Raw genomic sequence first — 20086 nt, 5'->3', positions numbered from 1 at the left:
CTCGATGGACAGATCGGAGACACACCCCGCGCCACCCTCCCCCGCGATCCAGGATCTCCGGGAGCGGCTCGCCGCCTACGCCGCCGCGCCCTCCCCGGACCCCGACGCGGTGCGTGCGGCGGTGGAAGAACTGCTCGACCTCCTCGAACGCGGTGAAGTGCGCGCCGCCTGGCCCGACGCGGAGGGCCGCTGGCAGGTGGCTTCCTGGATCAAGAGCGGCCTGATCCTCGGCTTCCGCCACAGTGACGTGGTACCCATGCCCCCGGCGGGTCCCATGCATTTCCGCGACAAGGCGATCTACCCGGTACAGAGCGCGGAGCGACTGGCCTCGGTGCGCATCGTTCCCGGAGGCAGCGCCGTCCGGCGCGGCGCCTACGTGGGCCCGGGGGCCGTACTGATGCCGCCCTGCTACATCAACATGGGCGCGTGGGTCGGTCCGGGAACGATGATCGACTCCCATGCCCTGGTGGGCTCCTGTGCCCAGATCGGCGCCGGCGTCCATCTTTCCGCCGGTGCCCAGGTGGGGGGCGTGCTGGAACCTCCCGGGGCGATGCCCGTGATCGTCGAAGAGGGGGCCTTCGTCGGCGGGCTGGCGGCGCTGGTGGAAGGTGTCCGCGTGCGACGGGGAGCGGTGATCGGCGCCGGCGTGATCCTCACCGCCTCGACCCCGGTCTACGACCTGCCCGGCGAGCGTGTGCTGCGGGCGGGAGAAGACGGCGTGCTGGAGATTCCCGAGCGGGCGGTGGTCGTACCCGGCAGCCGACCCCTGGCGGGACGGTGGGCGCGGCAACACGGCCTGGCGGCCTCGGCGGCGCTGATCGTCAAGCGGCGGGACGAAGGCACCGACGCGAGGGCCGCCCTGGAAGAGGCCCTGCGATGAGCCTTCGTGTCGCCGACCACGTACGGCCCTTGCGGCGGACCCTGATCCGCGAAATCTTCGAATCGGCACCGGCCGAGGCGATCAACCTGGGCCTCGGTCAGCCGGATCTCGAAGCACCACCGGCACTGCGGGCCGCCCTCGCGGCGGCCGCCGAGCACGGCCCGGGGGGCTACGGCCCCACCGCGGGTCTCGAGGCGCTGCGGGAGGAAATCGCCGCGGACTACCCGGACCTGGGCCTGGGATCCTCCGACGTGCTGGTCACGGCGGGCTGTCAGCAGGCGACTTTCGTCACCCTGGGCTGCCTGCTCGATCCTGGCGATGAAATCCTGGTACCCGATCCCGGCTTCCCGGGGGCCGAGCGGGCGGCGGTCGCCTGGTCCGCCCGGGCCCGCGGCTACCCGCTGCCGGAAGAGCGGAACTTTCACCTGGACCCCGAACAGGTCGAGGCGCTGATCACGCCCCGCACCCGCGCGGTGGTGGTGATCTCTCCGTCCAACCCGGTCGGGACCGTGGAAAGCGCCGGGACGATCCAGGCGCTGGTGGACCTCAGCGCCCGGGCCGGCGTGGCCCTGATCCTCGACGACACCTACCGGGACCTGTGCTGGACCGCGCCGCGGGCCCCCGGCATCGCCACGGTGTTACCCGACCACGTGGTGATCTGCGGCGGACTCTCGAAATCCCTGGCCCTGACCGGATGGCGTGTGGGCTGGGCCCTGTGCCGGAATCCGGCCTTCATGGCCCGGCTGGTGGCGCTCCAGCAGACGGTGCTCACCTGCGCGTCCACGCCGATCCAGATCGGGGCCCGCGCCGCCTTCACCGCCGAGGGCCGGCGGGGGCGGGATCGACTCGTCGAGCGCTTCCGCCGAAGGCGGGAGAGAGTCACCAGCCTGCTGCCCCCCGCATGTCGCCGGGCGCCGATGGAAGGCGCGTTCTACGCATGGATCCACGCCGGTGGCGCGGGGAGCCGCGAGCTGGCCCGCCAACTGCTCGAGGAAGACGGCGTGGTGGTGATTCCGGGAGAAGCGTTCGGCCCGGGCGGCGACGGGTGGATCCGAGTCAGCTACGCCCGGCGCGAGGAAGAACTCGAAAAGGCCCTCGAGCGCATCGCGCTCCGTCTCGAAGCGGGCGACCGCTAGCGCGGCGGGTCGAAGAGCAGTTCCGGCTCCTCCAGGAGGACTCTCTCGCGGCTTCCCGCCTCGATTTCGGCAATGGTGCGCCGCACGCGGGTGGCCAGATCGGGGACGGCCGAGCCGTGGTCGATCAGCCAGGCGTGGAGGCGGGGAATGTCGTCGTCGCCGGCCACCAGGAGCAGGGCTTCGAGGGCCACGGTCACACGGGAGGGATCCGTATCGTCGAGGGCCTCGAGCAAGCGCAGGCGTGCGCCTGCCCCGATCTGGGAGACGGCGAAGAGCAGGGATTCGCGCCAGCGACCACCGTGCCGGGCAGCCACGTCGAGGGCCCAGCGCAACCCCTTCGGGTCCCGGTTGACCCCCAGGCAGAGGATCGCCGCCTGCTGGAGTTCCGGATGCTCGACGGCGGCGTCGATCATCGGGTGGGTGATGCGTGGAATCGGCCGGGTGGCACCGAGGCGGGCCGCGGCCAGCCGTACGGCGGCGTCGCCGGATTCAAGGCCCAGGCGCACCATCTCCCGCCGCCAGGTGCTCACTCCCCGTCCCAGCGCGGACCAGTTTTCGCGATAGAGATCGAGGATCCACGCCTGCCACTCGGGCGGAGCCTTGGGGAACAGGCGCTCGAGAGCCACCGCGGAGGAGACCGCCTCGCGGCGGAAGAGTTCGCCGGCATGCTTGCGCAGGGCCGGATCCACCTGGGGGTCGTAGGCCAGCCGGCCCAGGATCTCGACCCGTTGATCGACCCGTTCCACGTGGGCCAGGGCCTCGCGCAGGGCCCGGGAGACTTCCGCGGAGGGAGAGGAGTCGGCCGGGGTGACGGGAGTGGGAGCAAGCCCCGCGGCGCCCAGGAGAAGGGGGACGAGCCATCGCCGAAGCGGCATCACTTTCCTCCGAAGCGTTCCAGAAAGCGCCCCAATCCCCCTTTCCCGGTCTCGGGGACCTCGGCGGCATCCACCACGGCCCGGGCGATCTTCCCGTAGGCCAGGGCGGCGGGAGCCTCCGGTCGGTCGATGACCACCGGGCGTCCCTTGTCGGATTCGAGCACCACCTGGGGATCGATGGGCACTCTTCCCAGCAGGGGGATCTGCTCGTCTTTCACGGCGCGATCCGCTCCGCCGCGGCCGAAGATCTCGTGTTTCTCTCCGCATCCCGGGCAGACGAAAAAGGACATGTTCTCCACGATCCCCAGCACCGGAATCTCTACCTTGCGGAACATGGCGATGGCCTTGAGGGCGTCGATCAGGGCCAGGTCGTTGGGAGTCGTCACCACCACCGCACCGGTCATGCGGATGGTCTGGGAGATGGTCAACTGGGCGTCTCCCGTGCCGGGGGGGAAGTCGATGATCAGATCGTCCAGCTCGCCCCAGGCCACGTCGGTCAGCAGCTGCCGGATGAAGTTGCCCACGATGGGGCCGCGCCAGATCACCGCGTTGCCCCGTTCGACGAAAAAGCCCATCGACATGATCTTCACGCCGAAGGCCTCGAGGGGTAGGGGGCGACCCTGCTCGTCGGCCCGCTCGGGGCGGCTGCCCTCGAGGCCGAACATCAGCGGGGCCGAGGGGCCGTGGACGTCGGCGTCGAGAAAAGCGACCCGGCGTCCCTGGCGGGCCAGCGTGACGGCCAGGTTCACCGCCACGGTGCTCTTGCCCACGCCGCCCTTGCCCGAGGCCACCCCGATGATGTTCTTCGCCTGGGGGCCCTTGGGCGGCGCGGGGGTGGGTTCGGCGGCCTGACCGGCCACGGGCAGGCGCACGGGGCCGGCCGCGGCGAAACGCACCTTGACCTCGCTCACCCCCTCTTGGCCGGCGAGCGCCTGGCGCACGGCCTCCGCCAGTCGCCGACGGGTCTCGTCGTCGCTGCCGTCGGCCTGGAGACTGACGGTCACCACGTCCCCCTCCACATCGATCTTCGTCACGCTGCCCGTGCTGACGATGTCGCGGGAAAAACCGGGGAAGGGCACGGTGGACAGGATCTGGCGCAGGGTCTCGACGCTCGGCATGGCTAGCTCCTTGGAAGAACCGGATTATAGGGACTTCCCCGGTCCCGGGCACATTCCCGGGGTCCGCGGGTTTTCCCGAGGGGCGCGGGAGGCTATGATCCCGCGACGTGAAACGCACAGGCCTGCCACACATCTATCTCGGGCATCCCCTGCTCGCCGCCGCCCTGGCGGTGGGCAGCCTGCTCGCAGCCGGCACCATCGCCTTCAAGATCGCCGGCGGGCCCACCTGGACCCTGCTGGACGCCTTCTACATGTCGGTGATCACGGTCACCACGGTGGGTTTCGCCGAGGTGCACCCCCTGACGCCGGCAGGCCAGGTGGTGGCCATCGTCCTGATCCTGGTGGGCACGGGCCTGGTGATCTACATCCTGGGCAGCCTTTCCGAGGCCGTCGTCCGGGGCCGGATGTTCTGGCGCCGGCGCACCCTGCGGAGGATCCAGCGCATGTCCCAGCATTACATCGTCTGCGGTTACGGCCGCGTGGGCCAGGCGGTCTGCCAACAGATCCGCGAGCACGGCGGATCCTACGTGGTGGTCAACCGGGAAGACGCCCCGACGCCCCAGCCGGCGCCCTGGGTCGTGGGCGACGCCACCGACGACGATGTCCTTCGCCAGGCGGGGATCGAGCGCGCCCGCGGGCTGGTCACCGCCCTGGGCTCGGATGCCGAGAACATTTACACCGTCCTCGCCGCCCGTTCCCTCAATCCCGAACTGCTGATCGTCGCCCGCTGCAGCGAAGACCGCTCGGCGCGCAAACTGCTGGCCGCGGGAGCCGACAGGGTGCTCAACCCCTACGAGCGGGGCGGCCTGCTGATCGCCCAGGTGATGCTCCGGCCCCAGGTCGTGGATTTCATCGACGCCATCTCCCAGGGGGTCGGCATCGACATCCACCTCGAGCAGGTGGAGGTGGGCCGGGAGTCCTCGCTGGTGGGCACCGCCCTGAGGGATAGCCCGATCCGGCGGGAACTTGATATCATCATCACCGCCATCCTCAAAGCGGCCGGTGAGAAGCTCTTCAACCCCTCTCCCGACGAGCCGATCGAGGCTGGAGACGTCCTGATCGCCATGGGACGTCCTTCCGCCCTGGACCGGCTCTCACGGCTGGCCGCGGGGGCGGGGGAGTGAACGATCTTTTCCTGGACTCCGCGATGGGAGGACCGTGATGGACGTGGCCGCTGTCGGCAGGTTCTACGACCGTTTCGCCGGGCTGTATGACATCGTCTTCAACCAGGTTTTCCAGCCGGGAAGGGTCGAGTCCATCGGAGCGATGGACTTCCGCCAGGGTGACAGGGTGCTCGAGGTGGGGGTCGGGACGGGGCTGAATCTGCCGCTCTATCCCAGCGGGGTCCGCGTGGTGGGGATCGACCTGTCGAGTTCCATGCTCGAGGAGGCCCGCCGGCGCCGGCGGGTCGCCGAGGGGGGCGCGAGGATCCATCTCGGGCTGATGGACGCCACGCAGATGGCCTTCCCCGACAATGCTTTCGATTTCGTCTACGCGCCCTACGTGATCTCGGTGGTGCCCCACCCGCGGGAGGTGGTCGCCGAGATGGGCCGCGTCTGCCGGCCCGGGGGCAAGGTGGTCATCGTCAACCACTTCGGCAGCCGGCACCGCTTCGGCCACTGGCTCGAGCAGAAGTTGACGCCCCTCACCCAGCACATGGGATTCCGCCTCGATCTGCCGGTGGAATCGGTCCTCGGCCTCGACGACCTCGAGAAGGTCGACGACCGCCGGGTCAACATGCTCAAGCTCTGGCGCCTGCTGGTCTTCGAAAAGAAGCCGACACCCGCCCACTAGCACCGGCACCGGTCACGGGGCCGGGCGCCTCCCGGCGGGCGGGCCGGGGCGGCGTCAGTGCTCCGTCGAAGGCGCGTCTTTCAGCCGTCGGCTGAAATGCTCGTCCATCTGGCGCGCCGTGAGCTGGTTGCGGAGCTGCATCTCGAGCTGGGCGACCCGCCGTTCGAGTTCGCGGATGCGCTCTTCCCGCTCGGCGAGCGCCAACTCGGCGCGGCGCAACTCGGTCTTCAACCCCCCGATCTCCCGGGCGTGGCGGTCCCGGGTGCGGCGCAGCTCGGCGGCGGCCTGGCGGGCCTGCTCGGCCTTCTGTTCGGCGGCTTGGCGCACCTCGTAGAGCTGGCGGCCGGAGACGCGAAGCATGCCGTACTGCACCAGCAGGTGCTCGTGCTTCATCATCAATTCGCGATAGAGCAGGCCCGGCACCATGTCCTGGGCCGAAACCGTGCGAACGCCGGTATCGCCGTTGCCGGCACTCCGGACCACGGCCCCGTTCTCTTCGTTGTCGCCCCCAGCGCGGCCGTCGAGGCCCGCTGCGTGGAGGTCGTCGTCATCGACGACGTACTCGGGGCCGTAACGCCCCGGAATCAGCCGCGCCCGCAAACGTCCCGCCTTGATGTAGCGGCGCAAGGTGGTGGCTGAAAGTCCTGTTTTCTCGGCTGCCTGTCGCAGCGTCATCAAGGGATGCTCCACTCCCCGCGGTTCCGAGGCCGTCACCCAATACCTCCCATTTCCCAACACCCGGGCCGCTTCGTCGCGGCCCTTCGCCCCCTTAGCTACCACAAGGGTCCGCCTGACTTCAAGTTCTTTTGTGTTTGGCCTGCCTACCGGCTCTCGTCGTCTTCACCCAGAGCGTCCCGCCAGAGCTCGTAATCGGCTTTTCCCGCGAGAATCAGCGGAGTCCTGTCGTGCAGATCCCGGGGCTGAATGTCGAGGATCGACCGGCGACCGTCGCCGGCTGCGCCGCCGGCCTTCTCGAAAAGCAGCGCCATCGGCCCGGCCTCGTAAAGCAGCCGCAGCTTGCCTTCCGGGTGACTGGTATCGGCGGGGTAGGCGAAGAGCCCGCCGCGGAGCAGGGCGCGGTGAGCGTCGGCCACCAGGCTGCCCACGTAACGAGAGGTCAGACCGCCACCGCGGCCGAGCCAGCGGTCGACGGCGCGGGTGGTCGCCGAGTCCCAGCCCGGGCGGTTGGCGATGTTGATCGAGAGGATCGAACCCCGCTCCGGCACGCGGATGTCGGGATGCGAGAGCAGAAACTCGCCGATGCTCGGATCGAGGGTGAACCCATGGACCCCCTCGCCGGTGGTGTAGACGAAGACCGTGCTCGAGCCGTAGACCGCGTAACCCGCGGCGATCAGCGCCCGGGCCGGCTGCAGCAGGTCGCTCACCTCGCCGAGCCGTCCCGCCTGGCTGCTGCGGCGGTAGACCCCGAAAATGGTCCCCACGGGCATCGCCAGGTCGATGTTGGAGGAACCATCGAGGGGATCGAAGAGCACGGCGTACTTGCCCTCGGAAACGCTGCCGGGAAGCAGAATCGGAACGGCCAACTCCTCGGAGCCCAGGGCGCAGACCACACCGGTGCGCGAGAGGGTGTGGACCAGGGTGTCGTTGGCGAACTCGTCGAGCCGGGCCACCTGTTCACCCTGGACGTTGCGCCGGCCCGCCAGGCCCAGCAGCTGGCCCACGCCGGCCTTGTTGACCTCCCTGGCGACCAGCTTGCAGGCCAGGGCGATGGCCTCCATCAGCTGGGTGAAGTCGCCGGTGGCGTCGGGAAAACTGGCCTGGGCGCGGGTGATGTGCTCGATGAGGGTCAGCGGCTGTCGTTGCATGCTCTGGGAACTCCACCGGGGCAACGCCGCCGGTTTGAGGTTAATCTTTGCCGACAGTCTCCCGCAGCCGCGCAGGGCGGCGCGGGTCGAGGGCAGGATGACAGAGCCTAACACCAAAGAACAGGCCTCGGCGGGCGGCGAGAGCCACTGGGCGGATCGAGCGGCCAGCCAGATCGCCGCTACCGGCAGCGGTCCCTTCGTGGTCTGCACGGGCATCTCACCCTCCGGCCCCTTCCACGTGGGCCACCTGAGAGAGATCCTCACCGGCGACGCCGTGACACGGGCCCTCCGCGATCAGGGACAGGACGCGCGGCTGGTCTTCATCGTGGACAACCTCGATCCGCTGAGGAAGGTCTATCCCTTCCTGGATCCCGAGATCTTCGCCGACAAGGTGGGCTTTCCCCTGGTCGCCCTGCCGGGCCCCGACGGGCAGGGACGATACGACCAGCATTTCCTCGCCCCCTTCCTCGACGCCCTCGAAACCCTCGGTGTCGATGCCGACATCCGCCCGGCCTCCGAGTTCTACGGCTCGGGGCAGATGAACGACGTGGTCTTCACCGCTCTCGAGAAACGGGACACCATCGCCCGGATCCTCGAAGAGGTGACCGGCAAGACGGTGCCCCCCGAGTGGTCCCCCTGGAACCCGCGGGATCCCGACAGCGGGCGCATCTGCGCGGCTCGAGTGCTCGATTTCGACCGCCGGGAGGGCTGGATCCGCTTCCGCGTGACGGAGAGCGGGGCCGAGCACGTCCGCCGGGTCACCGAGGGGGGCAAGCTGACCTGGAGAGTCGACTGGCCGGCCCGCTGGAAGGCGCTGGGGGTCAGCGTCGAACCCTTCGGCAAGGATCACGCCTCCCGCGGAGGGAGTTACGACAGCGGCAAGCGGCTGGCCCGTGAGGTCTTCGACATGGAGCCGCCGTTCCCCATCGTCTACGAGTGGATCGCCCTCAAGGGGCAGGGGGACATGTCCGCCAGCCGGGGCAACGTGCTCGAGCCTTCCCGGCTGCTCGAAGCGGTGCCCCCGGAAGTGCTGCGCTACGTCGTGCTCAAGGCCCGCCCGACCCGGGCGATTCGCTTCGACCCCGGCCTGCCGCTGCTGCGGGTGGCCGACGAGGTCGACCGGGGCGCCGAGGGCGGCCCACCCAACCGGGCCCTGGAACTCTCCACCGCCGCGGACGTGGAGCGGCTGGGCGTACCCTGGAGGCACCTGGTGCTGGTCGGTCAAATCGCGGATTTCGATCCGGACCGGGCCCGGGAGATCCTCGAGCGGGGAGGCTATCGCGATCTCGAACCCTCGGCCCTGGCCCGCCGGCTCGAAATGGTCCGCCGCTGGCTCGAGTCTTTCGCGCCGGAGGAAGTGAAGGTCAGCGTCTGCGCCACCTTGCCGGCTTCCGTGGCGGAACTCAGCGAGAGCCAGAAGCGGCTGCTCGGGCGCCTGGCCGAGGCCCTCGAATCCCTCGACGACCCCGAGGCCATCCAGGCGACGATCCGCGAGCTGGGCGGGGCGGAAGACGGCCCCGGAGTGGGTGAGGGTTTCAAGGCCGTCTACCGGGCGCTGATCGACCGGGACAGGGGCCCGCGGGCGGGGCATTTCATCGCTGCCCTCGGACCGCGCCAGGTGGCCCGGCGCCTGGCCGAGGCGGCGGGATCCTGAGCTGGCGATGAGCCGGCAGGCCGGTTTCCGTATCGTCTCCGACTTCGAACCCGCGGGGGATCAGCCCGCGGCCATCGACCAGCTCTGCCGCGGACTCGAACAGGGCTTGCGCGACCAGGTGCTGCTGGGGGTCACCGGCTCCGGCAAGACCTTCACCATCGCCCAGGTCATCCAGCGCTGCCAGGTGCCGACCCTGGTCATGGCCCACAACAAGACCCTCGCCGCCCAGCTCTACCAGGAATTTCGCTCGTTCTTCCCGCACAACGCCGTGGAGTATTTCGTCTCCTACTACGACTACTACCAGCCCGAGGCCTACATCCCCCAGTCGGACGTCTACATCGAGAAGGAAGCGACGATCAACGAGGAGATCGACCGCATGCGCCATTCGGCCACGCGGCAGCTTTTCGAACGCCGGGACGTGATCATCGTCGCCTCGGTCTCCTGCATCTACGGACTGGGCTCCCCCGAGGCCTACCACGGCATGATGCTCCTGCTCGAGCGGGGCGCGCGGGAAGGCCGGGATCACCTGCTGCGGCGGCTGGTGGAGATCCAGTACCAGCGCAGCGGGGGCGACCTGCGACCCGGTTCCTTCCGGGTGCGGGGCGATACGGTGGACATCTGGCCGGCCTACGACGACACGGCCCTGCGGGTGGAGTTCTTCGGCGACGAGATCGACCGGGTGCGGCGCATCGATCCCCTGCGGGCGGTCACCGTCGAAGAAGTCGAACGTTTCCCGGTGTATCCCAACTCGCACTACGTCACACCCCGGGAAAAGCTGGTCGAAGCGATGCGCTCGATCCGCGAAGAACTCGACGCGCGGGTGGCCGAGCTGCACGCCCTGGGCAAGCGGCTCGAGGCCCAGCGCCTGAGCCAGCGCACCCAATTCGACCTGGAGATGATCCAGGAGGCCGGCTACTGCCACGGCATCGAGAACTACTCCCGGCACCTCACCGGCCGCCGGCCGGGGCAGCCTCCTCCCACGCTGATGGACTACCTGCCTCCCGACGCCCTGCTGGTGGTGGACGAATCCCACCAGACGGTGCCCCAGGTGCGGGCCATGTACCGCGGCGATCGCTCGCGCAAGCAGACCCTGGTGGAATGGGGGTTCCGCCTGCCCTCGGCGATGGACAACCGGCCGCTGACCTTCGAGGAGTGGGAAGCGATCCGCCCGCGGACGATCTTCGTCTCAGCCACCCCCGCGGAGTACGAGCTGAACCTCACCGGTGGGGAAATCGCCGAACAGGTGGTGCGGCCCACGGGCCTGCTCGACCCGGAGTTGATCCTACGCCCGGTCGAAGGGCAGGTGGACGATCTGCTGGGCGAGGCGCGCGCCCGCGCGGAACGCAACGAGAGGGTACTGGTCACCACGCTGACCAAGCGCATGGCCGAAGAACTCACCGAGCATTTCCGCGACAACAGGGTTCGGGTGGAGTACCTGCACTCGGACGTGCAGACCCTCGACCGGATCCGGATCTTGCGGGACCTGCGGGCGGGGGAGTTCGACGTGCTGGTGGGGGTCAACCTGCTGCGCGAGGGCCTGGACCTGCCGGAGGTCTCCCTGGTGGCGGTACTCGACGCGGACAAGCAGGGCTACCTGCGCTCGGCGACCGCGCTGATCCAGACCATCGGCCGCGCGGCCCGCAACGTCGAGGGCAAGGTGATCCTCTACGCCGACCGGATCACCCCCGCCCTGCGCCAGGCGATCGACGAGACCGAACGCCGACGCCGGCGCCAGAAGGCCTGGAACGAGAAGATGGGCATCACCCCGGCTTCGATCGTCAAGCGCATCGATGAAGTCCTGGGGTCGGTCTACGAGAAGGACTACCTGACGGTTCCCTCCACCACCGAAGACGGGGCTCCGATGACCTTCGAGGAGATCGTACGCACCATCGGGGAACTGGAGCGGGACATGTTCGAGGCGGCCTCCAAGATGGAGTTCGAGAAGGCCGCGGAGTTGCGTGACCGGATCCGGGCACTGCGCGAGAAAGAAGCCCTGGCGCCGCGCTGAGGAATCGCGAGCAGGAAACGATGAAACCCTTGTCCCCCGAGTTGGAGCAGAAGCTGGCACGGCTGCCGGACAGTCCGGGCTGCTACCGCTTTCTGGACGGGAAGGGCAGGGTGCTCTACGTCGGCAAGGCCAAGTCCCTCCGTGCCCGGGTGCGCTCCTACTTCCAGCCCTCCGCTCAGCATCCGCCCCGCACCCTGGCGCTGGTGGCCGAGATCAGGGACCTGGACCTGATCCTCACTTCCAGCGAGGTCGAGGCGCTGATCCTGGAAAACAACCTGATCAAGGAGCACCGCCCGCGTTACAACGTGCTGCTGAGGGATGACAAGAGCTTCCCCTACCTGCGCCTGACCACCAGCGAAGCCTTTCCCCGGGTCCAGTTGGTACGACGACCGCGGGCCGGCAAGGATCCGACCTACGGGCCCTTCCTGCCCGCGTCCCACGCGCGACGCACCCTGCGCCTGATTCCCCGCTTCTTCCAGGTCGCCAATTGCCACCTGCCCTTCGACGGACGCCAGCGACCGTGCCTCTACTACCACCTGGACCAGTGCCTGGCGCCCTGCGCGGGCAAGGCCGATCCGGCCGAGTACGCGGCGCGGGTCGAGGAGGCCAAGCTCTTTCTCGAAGGACGCAACGAAGAGCTTGTGGCGGTTCTGCGGCGCCAGATGGAGGCGGCCAGCGCCGAGCTGGCCTTCGAACGGGCGGCGCGACTGCGGGACATGATCGCCTCCATCGAGAGTCTCGCTTCCCGCCCGCAGATGACCTCGGTGGGACTCGAAGACATCGATTTCTGGTCGGAGTATCGGGTCCGCGACCAGGCCGCGGTGGAGCTGTTCCGCATGCGGGGCGGGAGGGTGATCGGACGCCGGGAGTTCACCTTCGATCCGGCGCCTCCGCCCGAGAGCTTCTACGACCTGCTGCTGGCCCGCTTCTACGCCGACCAGGAGGTGCCCCGGGAGATCGTCCTGCCGCGCTTTCCGGCGGACCGGCAGCTGATCGAGCGTTTCCTGGACCACCGCGCCGGTCACCGGGTGCGCCTGGCCGCCGTGCGCAGCGGAGAGCGTCGACGTTTTCTCGACCTGGTCTCGGCCAACGCCAAGATGCTCTTCGAAGCGCGCTTCCGTTCGCCCCACGCCCACGGCGTGCAGGCGATCGAGGGCCTGCGGGACCTGCTCGGCCTGGATGCCGCGCCCTTCCGCATCGAGGGCTTCGACATCAGCCATTTCCAGGGAGAAGCGCCCCGGGCCTCGATGGTCGTCTTCGAGGGCGGCCGGCCGAAAAAGGCGGACTACCGCATCTACGCAATCCGGACCGCGGTCGGAGGCGACGACTACCAGGCCCTGCGGGAAGTGGTTCGGCGGCGTTACGGGCGGCTGCTGCGGGAAGGCCGCCGGCTGCCCGACCTGGTGCTGATCGACGGCGGGCGCGGTCAGCTCGCGGCGGCTCGCCAGGCGCTGAGCGAACTGGGGCTCGATTCCCTGGCCGCAGCGGGACTGGCCAAGCGGGAGGAAGAGATCTTCCTCCCCGACCAGGCGGCCCCCCTGCTGCTCGATCGGGCGGAACCGGCGCTGCGCCTGCTCCAGCAGGTGCGCGACGAGGCCCACCGTTTCGCCCTCCACCACCACCGCAAGGCCCGCCGCCGGAGCCGCCTGAAGAGTGAGCTGACCGAAGTGCCGGGAGTCGGGCCGGTCACCGCGCGGCGACTGCTCGAGCAGTTCGGCTCGGTCCGTGCCGTACGGGAAGCTTCCCTCGAGGCCTTGAGCGGGGCCATCGGACCGGTCCGGGCCCGGCGGCTGCGGGAAGCCCTCGACGCCGGCGACGCGGGATCCGGTCGCCGGCGACCCTCGAAAGGTTAGAAGTCCCCGAGGAGGTTCCAGAAGTCGGGGCTGCGGGTGAGATGAAGATCGCAGACGGGTACCGCCGCGCACAGGCGCGTGACACGCTCGGTCAGGCCCTCGTGGGGCAACCCCAGTTCATGGACGAAGGGCACGCTGGCGGAGATGGTCGCCACCGCACGGGCCGCCGGCAGACGCTCGATACGCGTGTCGGGGGACTGGCGCAGGCGGCAGGCCACCGCGATCGGAAACGCGCCCCGCACCCGCTTTCGGGGCGGGAAGGCGCCGAAGAACGGCACCGCGTGGGCCTTGGGCACCTCTCCCGAGACGTCGATCAGAACCATGTCGTCCGAAAGGGCGGCACGAGGCGCCGAATTGGCCGTGGCGGTGGATTTGCCCGCGCCGGAGGGCCCGAAGAAGAGATAGCACCGGCCGGCATCGAGGATCCCCGCCGTGTGCATCAGGAAACCGCCCCGGTCGATCAGCATCAACTGGGAGGCGATCCGCAGGTAGTTCTCGAGGGACATGCGGAAGGGGATGTAGGCCCGGCTGGAGAGCACCACCTCGCCACGCCCCTCCCCGGGCCGAACCTCACCATCCTGCCAATGGGAACAGATGCGGTAGCGGCCGTCCCCCTCGTCGTGCAGTTCGAGCACCGTCCCGCCGCCGGGGGGCGGCAGGGGGATGACGATCTTTTCGGGCACTTCCCGGCAAGCCACTTCCAGGTCGGCTTCCCGGGTGGGGTCCGCCGGCTCGCAGAAAGGGTCGTAGTGTTCGGCGACGAAGGGCTCGTAGCTGGTGGGCAGGCCCAGCAAGCGCACCCGCAGCGGACCGAGTTGGAGGTCGACGTCCACCTTCCCCGGCGGAACCTGTTCGTCGCTGCCGTGTGAAGTGGTGAATCTGCGCGGGTCGATTTCGCTCATCCGGCCACCCGTGGTTGAGGGGCAGGGATCCTACCACAGGCGGCAGGAAGGAGCCCGACGGGGCTGAGGCTGGTAGGCCTCGACCGCCACCGGAAGATAGTGCAGCACCGGGTCCTCCCCGGAACCCGGATCGATCCGGATCCAGGCCAGGTCGGGGTTGTCTTCGGCCAGGCCGAAATCGCGGCCCCACTCGAGGCCCAGGGCTTCCATGGCCGAGCGGGAGAGGTCGATGATGACCCCCGCCCGCCGGGGGGCGGGGCCGGGGCCGTAGTCGTTGACCCGTACGACGACCTCCTGGCCGGTGGGCCGGCCTCGCGCATCGAGGCGACGCACGCGCACCCAACCGGTGATCGCCTCCGGCGCGCCGGCGGGCATCGCGGCGGTGCGCCGCTCGTCTAGGAAGACGGTGGGGGTCGGGCGCGCCGCGGTGATGGCCCGCAGTCGTCCGCTGGTGATCAGGCTCATCCGGCTCAGACGCCCCATGCGCATCAGTTCGCGGTAGGTGCCGGTGCGCCGCCGCACGGCCGCCCAGCGCCCTTCGAGATAGCGTTCGAAGTTGTTTCCGGCATCGGACTCGAGGTAGAAGGTGGCCCGTCCGTGATGGGGTTCGAAGGGAAAGCGCAGGCCGGGGCGGATCCGCAGGCGACGCAGGGAGAAGTGCGCCAGGCGGGCCAGCAGGCGATCGCCGCCCGCGGCCACTTCCTGGTCCGGCTCGCGGACCCACGCGGCGCGGGCCAGGTCGTAGACGCTGACCTCGACCTCCTCGGGCTGGAAGCCCGGCGGCAGGGCCACGCTGAACTGCGCCGGGCGCTTGAGCTGCAATCCATCGGGCTGAAGATCGTAGGCGAACGCATCGATCACGTCGTCGCCCGTCACCGCGTAACGGATGATCTCCACATCCATGTCGTGAGCCAGGGCATGGGGAGGGAGTTCGAGCCGCACCGCCCCGTCCGGTGAAACCAGGGCGCCGCCCCGGTCGGCGCGGATCCGCACGCTGGTGCGGTCGATTTTTTCCATGGTGGCGAGAATGTCCGCGCCCGGGCCGCGCCGGAAGGCGTCGCGTGAGACCGGCAGGGGCCGATTCTGCTCGGTCGATTTCGAAGACTGCCTGGCCATCGCCTGGTAGAGGCGAGGCCCGAAGAGAACCACCCCGGCACCGACGGTCACGATCGTGATGATTACCGCCAGCGCGGTTTGTCTCCGCCGCACGGTCCAGCCTTTCACATCCGCCAATGTAGGTTTCGGCCGGCCTCGATGCACGTCGATGGTGGCGCCGAAGCCGGGCGGAGTACAAGATCCCCGGGAAGCAGACCTCCCGTGGGAGAGGATGGGCGTGGACCTCGGCAGCTATCTCGAGCAGCGCAGGCAACGGGTCGAACAGGCCATCGAAAAAGCCCTGCCACCGCGCCATCCCGACCCCGGACGACTGGTCGAGGCCATGCGCTACACCCTCCTGCTGCCGGCCAAGCGCCTGCGGGGCATCATCTGCCTGGCGGTTTCGGAGGTTCTCGGCGGCCGGCAGCGCCACGTGATGCCCCTGGCCGTCGCCGCCGAGATGATTCACGCCTCGTCCCTGATTCTCGACGACCTGCCTTCCTTCGACGATGCCCGACGCCGTCGAGGCGCGATGGCCGCCCATCTCGCCTTCGGAGAATCGACGGCGATCCTCGCCGCCGTGGGGCTGCTCAACGCGGCCTATCGCCACCTGGGCGGCGCCGCCCGCACCCGCTGGATCGGTCCCGACGACGGCTCGATGGCCGTGCGGGCACTGGCGGGCGCCGTCGGCGAAGACGGCATGATCGCGGGCGAGGCCCTGGACCTGGCGGCCGGGGACCAGTCGCCGGAACTGGCGGAACTCGAGCGGATTCACGCGCTGAAAACGGGCAGCCTGTTCATCGCCTGCGCGGTCGAAGCGGGCCGCGTATCGGGTGCGGGCGCGGCGGAACTGGCAGCCCTCGAGGCGTGGGCCAAGAATCTCGGTCTGGCCTTCCAGATCACCGACGACCTGCTGGACGTGGTCGGCGACCCCCAGGTGACGGGCAAGGATGTCGGCCACGATCACGCGGGCACGAGTTTCGTCGCCTTCGCCGGCGTCGAGGGCGCGCGGCGGCTGGCCGCGGAACTGGTGGAAACCGCCGTGGAGAGCCTCTCGGCCCTCGGGCAGCGTGCCGAACCCCTGGTCGCCATCGCGCGTTTCGTCGGGCGGCGGGACCAGTGACCTCCCCCGGCCGGCCCGGCGAGGACTACGCGCAGGTGCGGCGCGCCCTCGAAGAACGTGGCTATCTGAAGACACCCCTCGAAAGGATCTTCCTCGATGCGGGGGGGGGCGGCCGGGACCGTTTCGGGGCCGTCCTGCGCATCGCCGGCCTGTCGGGCCTGTTCGCCGGAGTCCCCGTGGGGGTCCTGCTGGCCGGGGCGCTGGTGGTGGAATCCCGGGGCCTGGTTCCCCTCTGGCCCGACGGCGTGCTCTACGCGGCGCTCTTCGCCCCCTTCGCCACCCTGCTGGCGGCCTCGGCCGAAGTGGTCGTCGCCCTGGTCGTCCGCTTGCTGGCCCGCCGGCGGCGCGGACTGTCTCCGTGGCGGGCGTCCCAAGTCACGGGCCTGGGGGCGGCGGTCATGGTGGCGCTCTACCTGGGCCTGTGGTGGGCGGGCAGCGAGCGGCGGCTGGGGGCGGCCGATCTCGCGGCCCTGGCGGCCCTGGCACTGGGAGCCGGACTTTCGGGGCGGGTTCTTTCGGCGGCGGTCCTCGTGCAGGCGGCGCTGGGCGCCGGGCGCGCTCCCCGGCAGGCCCGTTCCCGGGGGGGGCGCTGGCTGCTGCCCGCGGCGCTGGCCTCGGTGGCCGTGGCGGCCGTGGCGGCGACCCTGCCGGGAGGATCCGCCGCGACCGCCGGCGCCCCGGTGGTGCGCAGTCCCCACGCACCGGCCCGGGCGCTGCTGATCGGCTGGGACGGCCTGGATCTGCCGCTGCTCGACGGCCTGACCCGCTCCGGCCGCAGCCCCTGGCTCGCCGCCTGCCGGGCCGCGGGGCGACTGGCGCCGATCACCGACGAACAGCCGGGGGATCCCGCTGCCACCTGGACCACCATCGCCACCGGCAGCCCGCCGGCCCGGCACGGCGTGCGGGGCGCCTCCGTGCCGGGGCTCAGGGGAACCCGAGCCCCCGCCGTGGCCCGCGGGCTGGCGGCGGGTCCCCTGGAAGTGCTGGTCAAACTGCTGCCGACCCGTCCACGGGCCGTGCGGGCCGGGGTCAGGCTCCTGCCGACCTTCTGGGAAATCACGGCCCAGGCGGAGAAAACGGCGATCGTCGGCTGGTGGGGAAGCTGGCCGGCGGGCCGACCCGGGCCCGCCGGGGGGTACCTGGTCTCCGACGGCGCCCTGCCGGCCGCCGAGGGGGGCGAGGGCCTCGAGCAGGCCATCTACCCCGAGGGGTGGGCCCCGCGGGCCGCCCGGTGGCTCGAGCGCGCCCGCAGCGGCAGTTCGGACCTGCCCGGGGAAATCGCCCGCCTGGCGTTGCGGGTCGATCTCTTCCGGCTCGAGGCCCTGGCCGAAGCCCTCGGCGACCCGGAGGTCTCGGTAGCCACGATCTACCTGCCGGGCCTGGACATTCTGCGCGAGGGGCTTCGACGGGAGGGTGTGGACCCCTTCCGCCGGCTGGAAGCCGTCGCGTCTCACGTGGAGCGCATCGACGCCCGTCTCGCCCAGGTCGTCGGACTCCCCTCGACGGAGAACCTGCTGGCCGTGGCGGGAGCCCCGGGCCGGAATCCGGCAGCCGGGCCGGGCTGGTTCCTGCTGGCCCGCGGGAAGCCCGGCCGGAGCCCGGCGGCGGTCGCCGAGGACATCGCCCCGACCTGGCTGGCGGCCGCCGGCTATCCGGTGGACAGCCGCATGAGCGGGCGGGCCCGGGCCGATCTTGCCGGGGTCGAGGGCCAACGCCTGCGGAAAGAACTGACCCGGGCCGAGGTGCGGCGGACAGGGGAGGGGGATGTCCATGCCGAGGCCCGACTCCTCGAGCGCCTGCGCAGCCTGGGCTATGTCCAGTAAGGTGAACCGGGGAAAAAGCCCGGCTCCCGGGCCGCCTTCAGGCTCGCCCATAGTGGAATTTTGTTTCCAGTATCAATTGTCCCCCCCGGGGGGCCGCCGTATACTCTGCGTCGAATGGTGAACCCATGAATCCAGATCCGACTTCCACATCCCCTGCATGGACCCCCGAAACTGCGTTCCGGAGGCGGCGCAACGCCGCGTTCACACGCTTCGGCGACGATGGCTTGCTGGTCGTGCCCGAAAGCGCGATGCAGATCGTGCTCAACGACACGGGGGCGCGCCTGGTGGAGGTCCTCGGCGAGGGCCCCGCGACGATTCGCCAACTGGCCCGCCGCCTGGCGGACGAATACGACGGAGCCAGCCTCGAGGACGTCGAGCGGGACGTGATGGAAGTGCTCACCGACCTGCTCCGGGAGCAGGCCGTGGAAACCGTCGATCTTCCGGCCGACTGATCCGGCAGCGGCCCGCACCCACCGGAGGCCCCCTTGACGAGCCCCCTGACGCGCATGATCGAAAGCGCCTTCGACCAGGCGCGCCCGATCAACGCCCAGCTCGAACTGACCTACAAGTGCAATCTGCTCTGCTCCTTTTGCTACAACAATCCCAAGGAAAAACGGGAACTCGACGGCCGGCAGTGGATCGCCGCCGTGGACAAGCTCAAGGCGGCGGGCACCTTCACCGTCACGTTGACCGGTGGGGAGCCTTTCGTGCACCGCGATTTCTTCCAGATCTGCGAGGGCATTCGTGAGCGGGGCATGGTCCTCAAGACCTACACCAACGGAGTGCTTCTCACCGATCGTCGGCGGGCGGTCCGCTACGCCGAACTGGGCCCCTTCGACACCGAGATCAGCATCCACGGGGCCGATGCCGCGACCCACGATCGCCTCACGGGAATCAGGGGCTCCTTCGACAAGCTGCTCGAAGCGTTGGGGGTGCTGTCGTCGCTGGGGGTGAAGGTCACCCTCAAGACTCCGATCACGCGTCTGAACCAGGGTCAGCTTCACGCCATCGAGAAACTCGGCGAGAGTTTCGGCTACCACGTCACCTTCGATACGAACATCGTTCCCGCCGATGACGGCGATCTCGGCCCCCTGGGCATGGCCCCGGACAGGACCTTCCTGGTGCGCTTTTTCGTCGACCAGGTGCAGCGGGGCCGTCGGGGCCTCAGGCCCCGGCCCGTGGAGAAAATGAAGCAAAACTGCGGCGTGGGACGCACCGCCATCACCATCGACCCCTACGGCGACATGTTCCCCTGCGTGGCCTGGCGCCGCCCCATTGCCAATATCCTGGAAGTCGAAGACCTCAATGCCCTTTGGCAAGGTCAAGCGGGACCCAACGAGACGCTCGACTACGTGCGCAAGGTGGCCGAGGAGGTCCCCAGGAAGACCCTGATCCATCATCCGGAAGGAGCTTTCGCCTCGTTTTGCCCTGCCGCGGCGGAGAAAGAAACCGGCGACCCCTACGCCTTCTACGAGGCCTCCCGGGTCTCCGGGCTGACCAAGCTGGAGGCCTTCGAAGCCTGCCAGCGCGGTGAGGATGCCGCGGAAGCGGAAAAGGATGACGAAGATCCCCTTGCACAAAGCCCTGACAAGGCGTAAATGACGGGGGACCTGACCTCAACCCGCACCGGGTCTGCTCCGGACAGGCCCGGCAACCAGCAACGTTTTACCCGCCGGGGTGACTCCCGGTAACAGAAACCTCGACGAGGAGGAAAGCTCGATGAAGAAGGCTTACGAAAAGCCGCGCGTGATCTACGCGGAAAAGGTCGAAGCCCGTGCCGTCGGCTGCGCCAAGGCTGATGCAGCTACCTGCGAGGCTGGGCCGATCCAGAGCTGAAGACTCCACCTCGCGGCGTCGAGTCGCGAGGTCGAGGCCGGCGCCCCCGAGCCGAACCCAGGCCGGTGGCCGGTGACGAGAGTTACCGACGGCCCTGAAGCTTCTTTAGCGTGCACGCCAAAGAAACGGGAAGCGGGTGGCCTGCGGGTCACCCGCTTTTCTT

17 protein-coding genes are annotated in these 20086 nt (G+C 69.6%); 11 read left to right on the top strand and 6 right to left on the bottom strand.

The window, feature by feature from the left end:
- Positions 1-4 precede the first annotated feature (4 nt).
- Positions 5-880: a 2,3,4,5-tetrahydropyridine-2,6-dicarboxylate N-succinyltransferase gene (locus tag Q9Q40_05870; GenBank protein ID MDQ7006739.1), complete on the top strand. Its 876-nt coding sequence runs from the start codon at positions 5-7 to the stop codon at positions 878-880.
- Positions 877-2016, top strand: coding sequence for a pyridoxal phosphate-dependent aminotransferase (locus Q9Q40_05865; GenBank protein ID MDQ7006738.1), 1140 nt, complete (start codon positions 877-879; stop codon positions 2014-2016). Before Q9Q40_05870 ends, Q9Q40_05865 begins: the two co-directional genes overlap by 4 nt.
- Here the strand turns inward: Q9Q40_05865 and Q9Q40_05860 are convergent.
- Entirely contained in the window at positions 2013-2891 is an 879-nt protein-coding gene (locus tag Q9Q40_05860; protein ID MDQ7006737.1) for a hypothetical protein, read from the bottom strand. The two genes, Q9Q40_05865 and Q9Q40_05860, sit on opposite strands and share 4 nt — an antisense overlap.
- Positions 2891-4009, bottom strand: a complete 1119-nt coding sequence (locus Q9Q40_05855) for an Mrp/NBP35 family ATP-binding protein (GenBank protein ID MDQ7006736.1) — start codon at positions 4007-4009, stop codon at positions 2891-2893. The genes Q9Q40_05860 and Q9Q40_05855 overlap by 1 nt, the downstream gene beginning before the upstream one ends.
- A gap of 107 nt (positions 4010-4116) precedes the next feature.
- On the opposite strand from Q9Q40_05855, the gene Q9Q40_05850 reads away from it, so the two are divergent.
- Both Q9Q40_05850 and Q9Q40_05845 read left to right on the top strand, forming a co-directional pair.
- Positions 4117-5133 (top strand): NAD-binding protein, encoded by a 1017-nt coding sequence (locus Q9Q40_05850; protein ID MDQ7006735.1) that lies wholly within the window; start codon positions 4117-4119, stop codon positions 5131-5133.
- A gap of 37 nt (positions 5134-5170) precedes the next feature.
- Complete coding sequence (locus Q9Q40_05845) at positions 5171-5803, top strand: methyltransferase domain-containing protein (GenBank protein ID MDQ7006734.1); 633 nt, start codon at positions 5171-5173, stop codon at positions 5801-5803.
- 54 nt (positions 5804-5857) lie between these two features.
- Here Q9Q40_05845 and Q9Q40_05840 read toward each other — a convergent pair whose 3' ends face one another.
- A complete protein-coding gene (locus Q9Q40_05840) occupies positions 5858-6478 on the bottom strand; it encodes a hypothetical protein (GenBank protein MDQ7006733.1) in 621 nt (206 codons plus the stop codon).
- A gap of 146 nt (positions 6479-6624) precedes the next feature.
- A complete protein-coding gene (fbp, locus tag Q9Q40_05835; GenBank protein MDQ7006732.1) occupies positions 6625-7629 on the bottom strand; it encodes a class 1 fructose-bisphosphatase in 1005 nt (334 codons plus the stop codon).
- Positions 7630-7726: 97 nt separating this feature from the next.
- On the opposite strand from fbp, the gene lysS reads away from it, so the two are divergent.
- Genes lysS through uvrC form a run of 3 tightly spaced genes read left to right on the top strand, consistent with a single transcriptional unit; the run spans position 7727 to position 13144 of the window.
- Positions 7727-9283, top strand: coding sequence for a lysine--tRNA ligase (gene lysS / locus Q9Q40_05830; GenBank protein MDQ7006731.1), 1557 nt, complete (start codon positions 7727-7729; stop codon positions 9281-9283).
- 7 nt (positions 9284-9290) lie between these two features.
- Positions 9291-11291 (top strand): excinuclease ABC subunit UvrB, encoded by a 2001-nt coding sequence (gene uvrB / locus Q9Q40_05825; GenBank protein ID MDQ7006730.1) that lies wholly within the window; start codon positions 9291-9293, stop codon positions 11289-11291.
- 20 nt (positions 11292-11311) lie between these two features.
- On the top strand, positions 11312-13144 hold the full coding sequence (gene uvrC, locus Q9Q40_05820; GenBank protein MDQ7006729.1) for an excinuclease ABC subunit UvrC: 1833 nt from the start codon (positions 11312-11314) through the stop codon (positions 13142-13144).
- Here the strand turns inward: uvrC and Q9Q40_05815 are convergent.
- Both Q9Q40_05815 and Q9Q40_05810 read right to left on the bottom strand, forming a co-directional pair.
- The gene (locus Q9Q40_05815; protein MDQ7006728.1) at positions 13141-14046 is read right to left on the bottom strand and encodes a hypothetical protein; all 906 of its coding nucleotides are present in this window, start codon (positions 14044-14046) and stop codon (positions 13141-13143) included. The genes uvrC and Q9Q40_05815 overlap by 4 nt on opposite strands.
- A 30-nt stretch (positions 14047-14076) precedes the next feature.
- Positions 14077-15255 (bottom strand): hypothetical protein, encoded by a 1179-nt coding sequence (locus tag Q9Q40_05810; protein ID MDQ7006727.1) that lies wholly within the window; start codon positions 15253-15255, stop codon positions 14077-14079.
- Positions 15256-15379: 124 nt separating this feature from the next.
- Here Q9Q40_05810 and Q9Q40_05805 point away from each other — a divergent pair, with 124 nt between their 5' ends.
- The 4 genes from Q9Q40_05805 to Q9Q40_05790 all read left to right on the top strand — a co-directional run bounded on the left by Q9Q40_05805 (position 15380) and on the right by Q9Q40_05790 (position 19685).
- Positions 15380-16264: a polyprenyl synthetase family protein gene (locus tag Q9Q40_05805; GenBank protein ID MDQ7006726.1), complete on the top strand. Its 885-nt coding sequence runs from the start codon at positions 15380-15382 to the stop codon at positions 16262-16264.
- Positions 16261-18087: an alkaline phosphatase family protein gene (locus Q9Q40_05800; protein MDQ7006725.1), complete on the top strand. Its 1827-nt coding sequence runs from the start codon at positions 16261-16263 to the stop codon at positions 18085-18087. The genes Q9Q40_05805 and Q9Q40_05800 overlap by 4 nt, the downstream gene beginning before the upstream one ends.
- Before the next feature lie 125 nt (positions 18088-18212).
- The gene (locus Q9Q40_05795; GenBank protein ID MDQ7006724.1) at positions 18213-18539 is read left to right on the top strand and encodes a PqqD family protein; all 327 of its coding nucleotides are present in this window, start codon (positions 18213-18215) and stop codon (positions 18537-18539) included.
- A gap of 33 nt (positions 18540-18572) precedes the next feature.
- A complete protein-coding gene (locus Q9Q40_05790) occupies positions 18573-19685 on the top strand; it encodes a radical SAM protein (protein MDQ7006723.1) in 1113 nt (370 codons plus the stop codon).
- Positions 19686-20086: the final 401 nt, after the last annotated feature.

It is taken from the genome of Acidobacteriota bacterium (assembly GCA_030949985.1).
GTDB lineage: Bacteria > Acidobacteriota > Polarisedimenticolia > J045 > J045 > JALTMS01.
The sequence above is the reverse complement of the archived record's forward strand: the minus strand, read 5'-3'. Positions and strand labels throughout refer to the sequence as shown.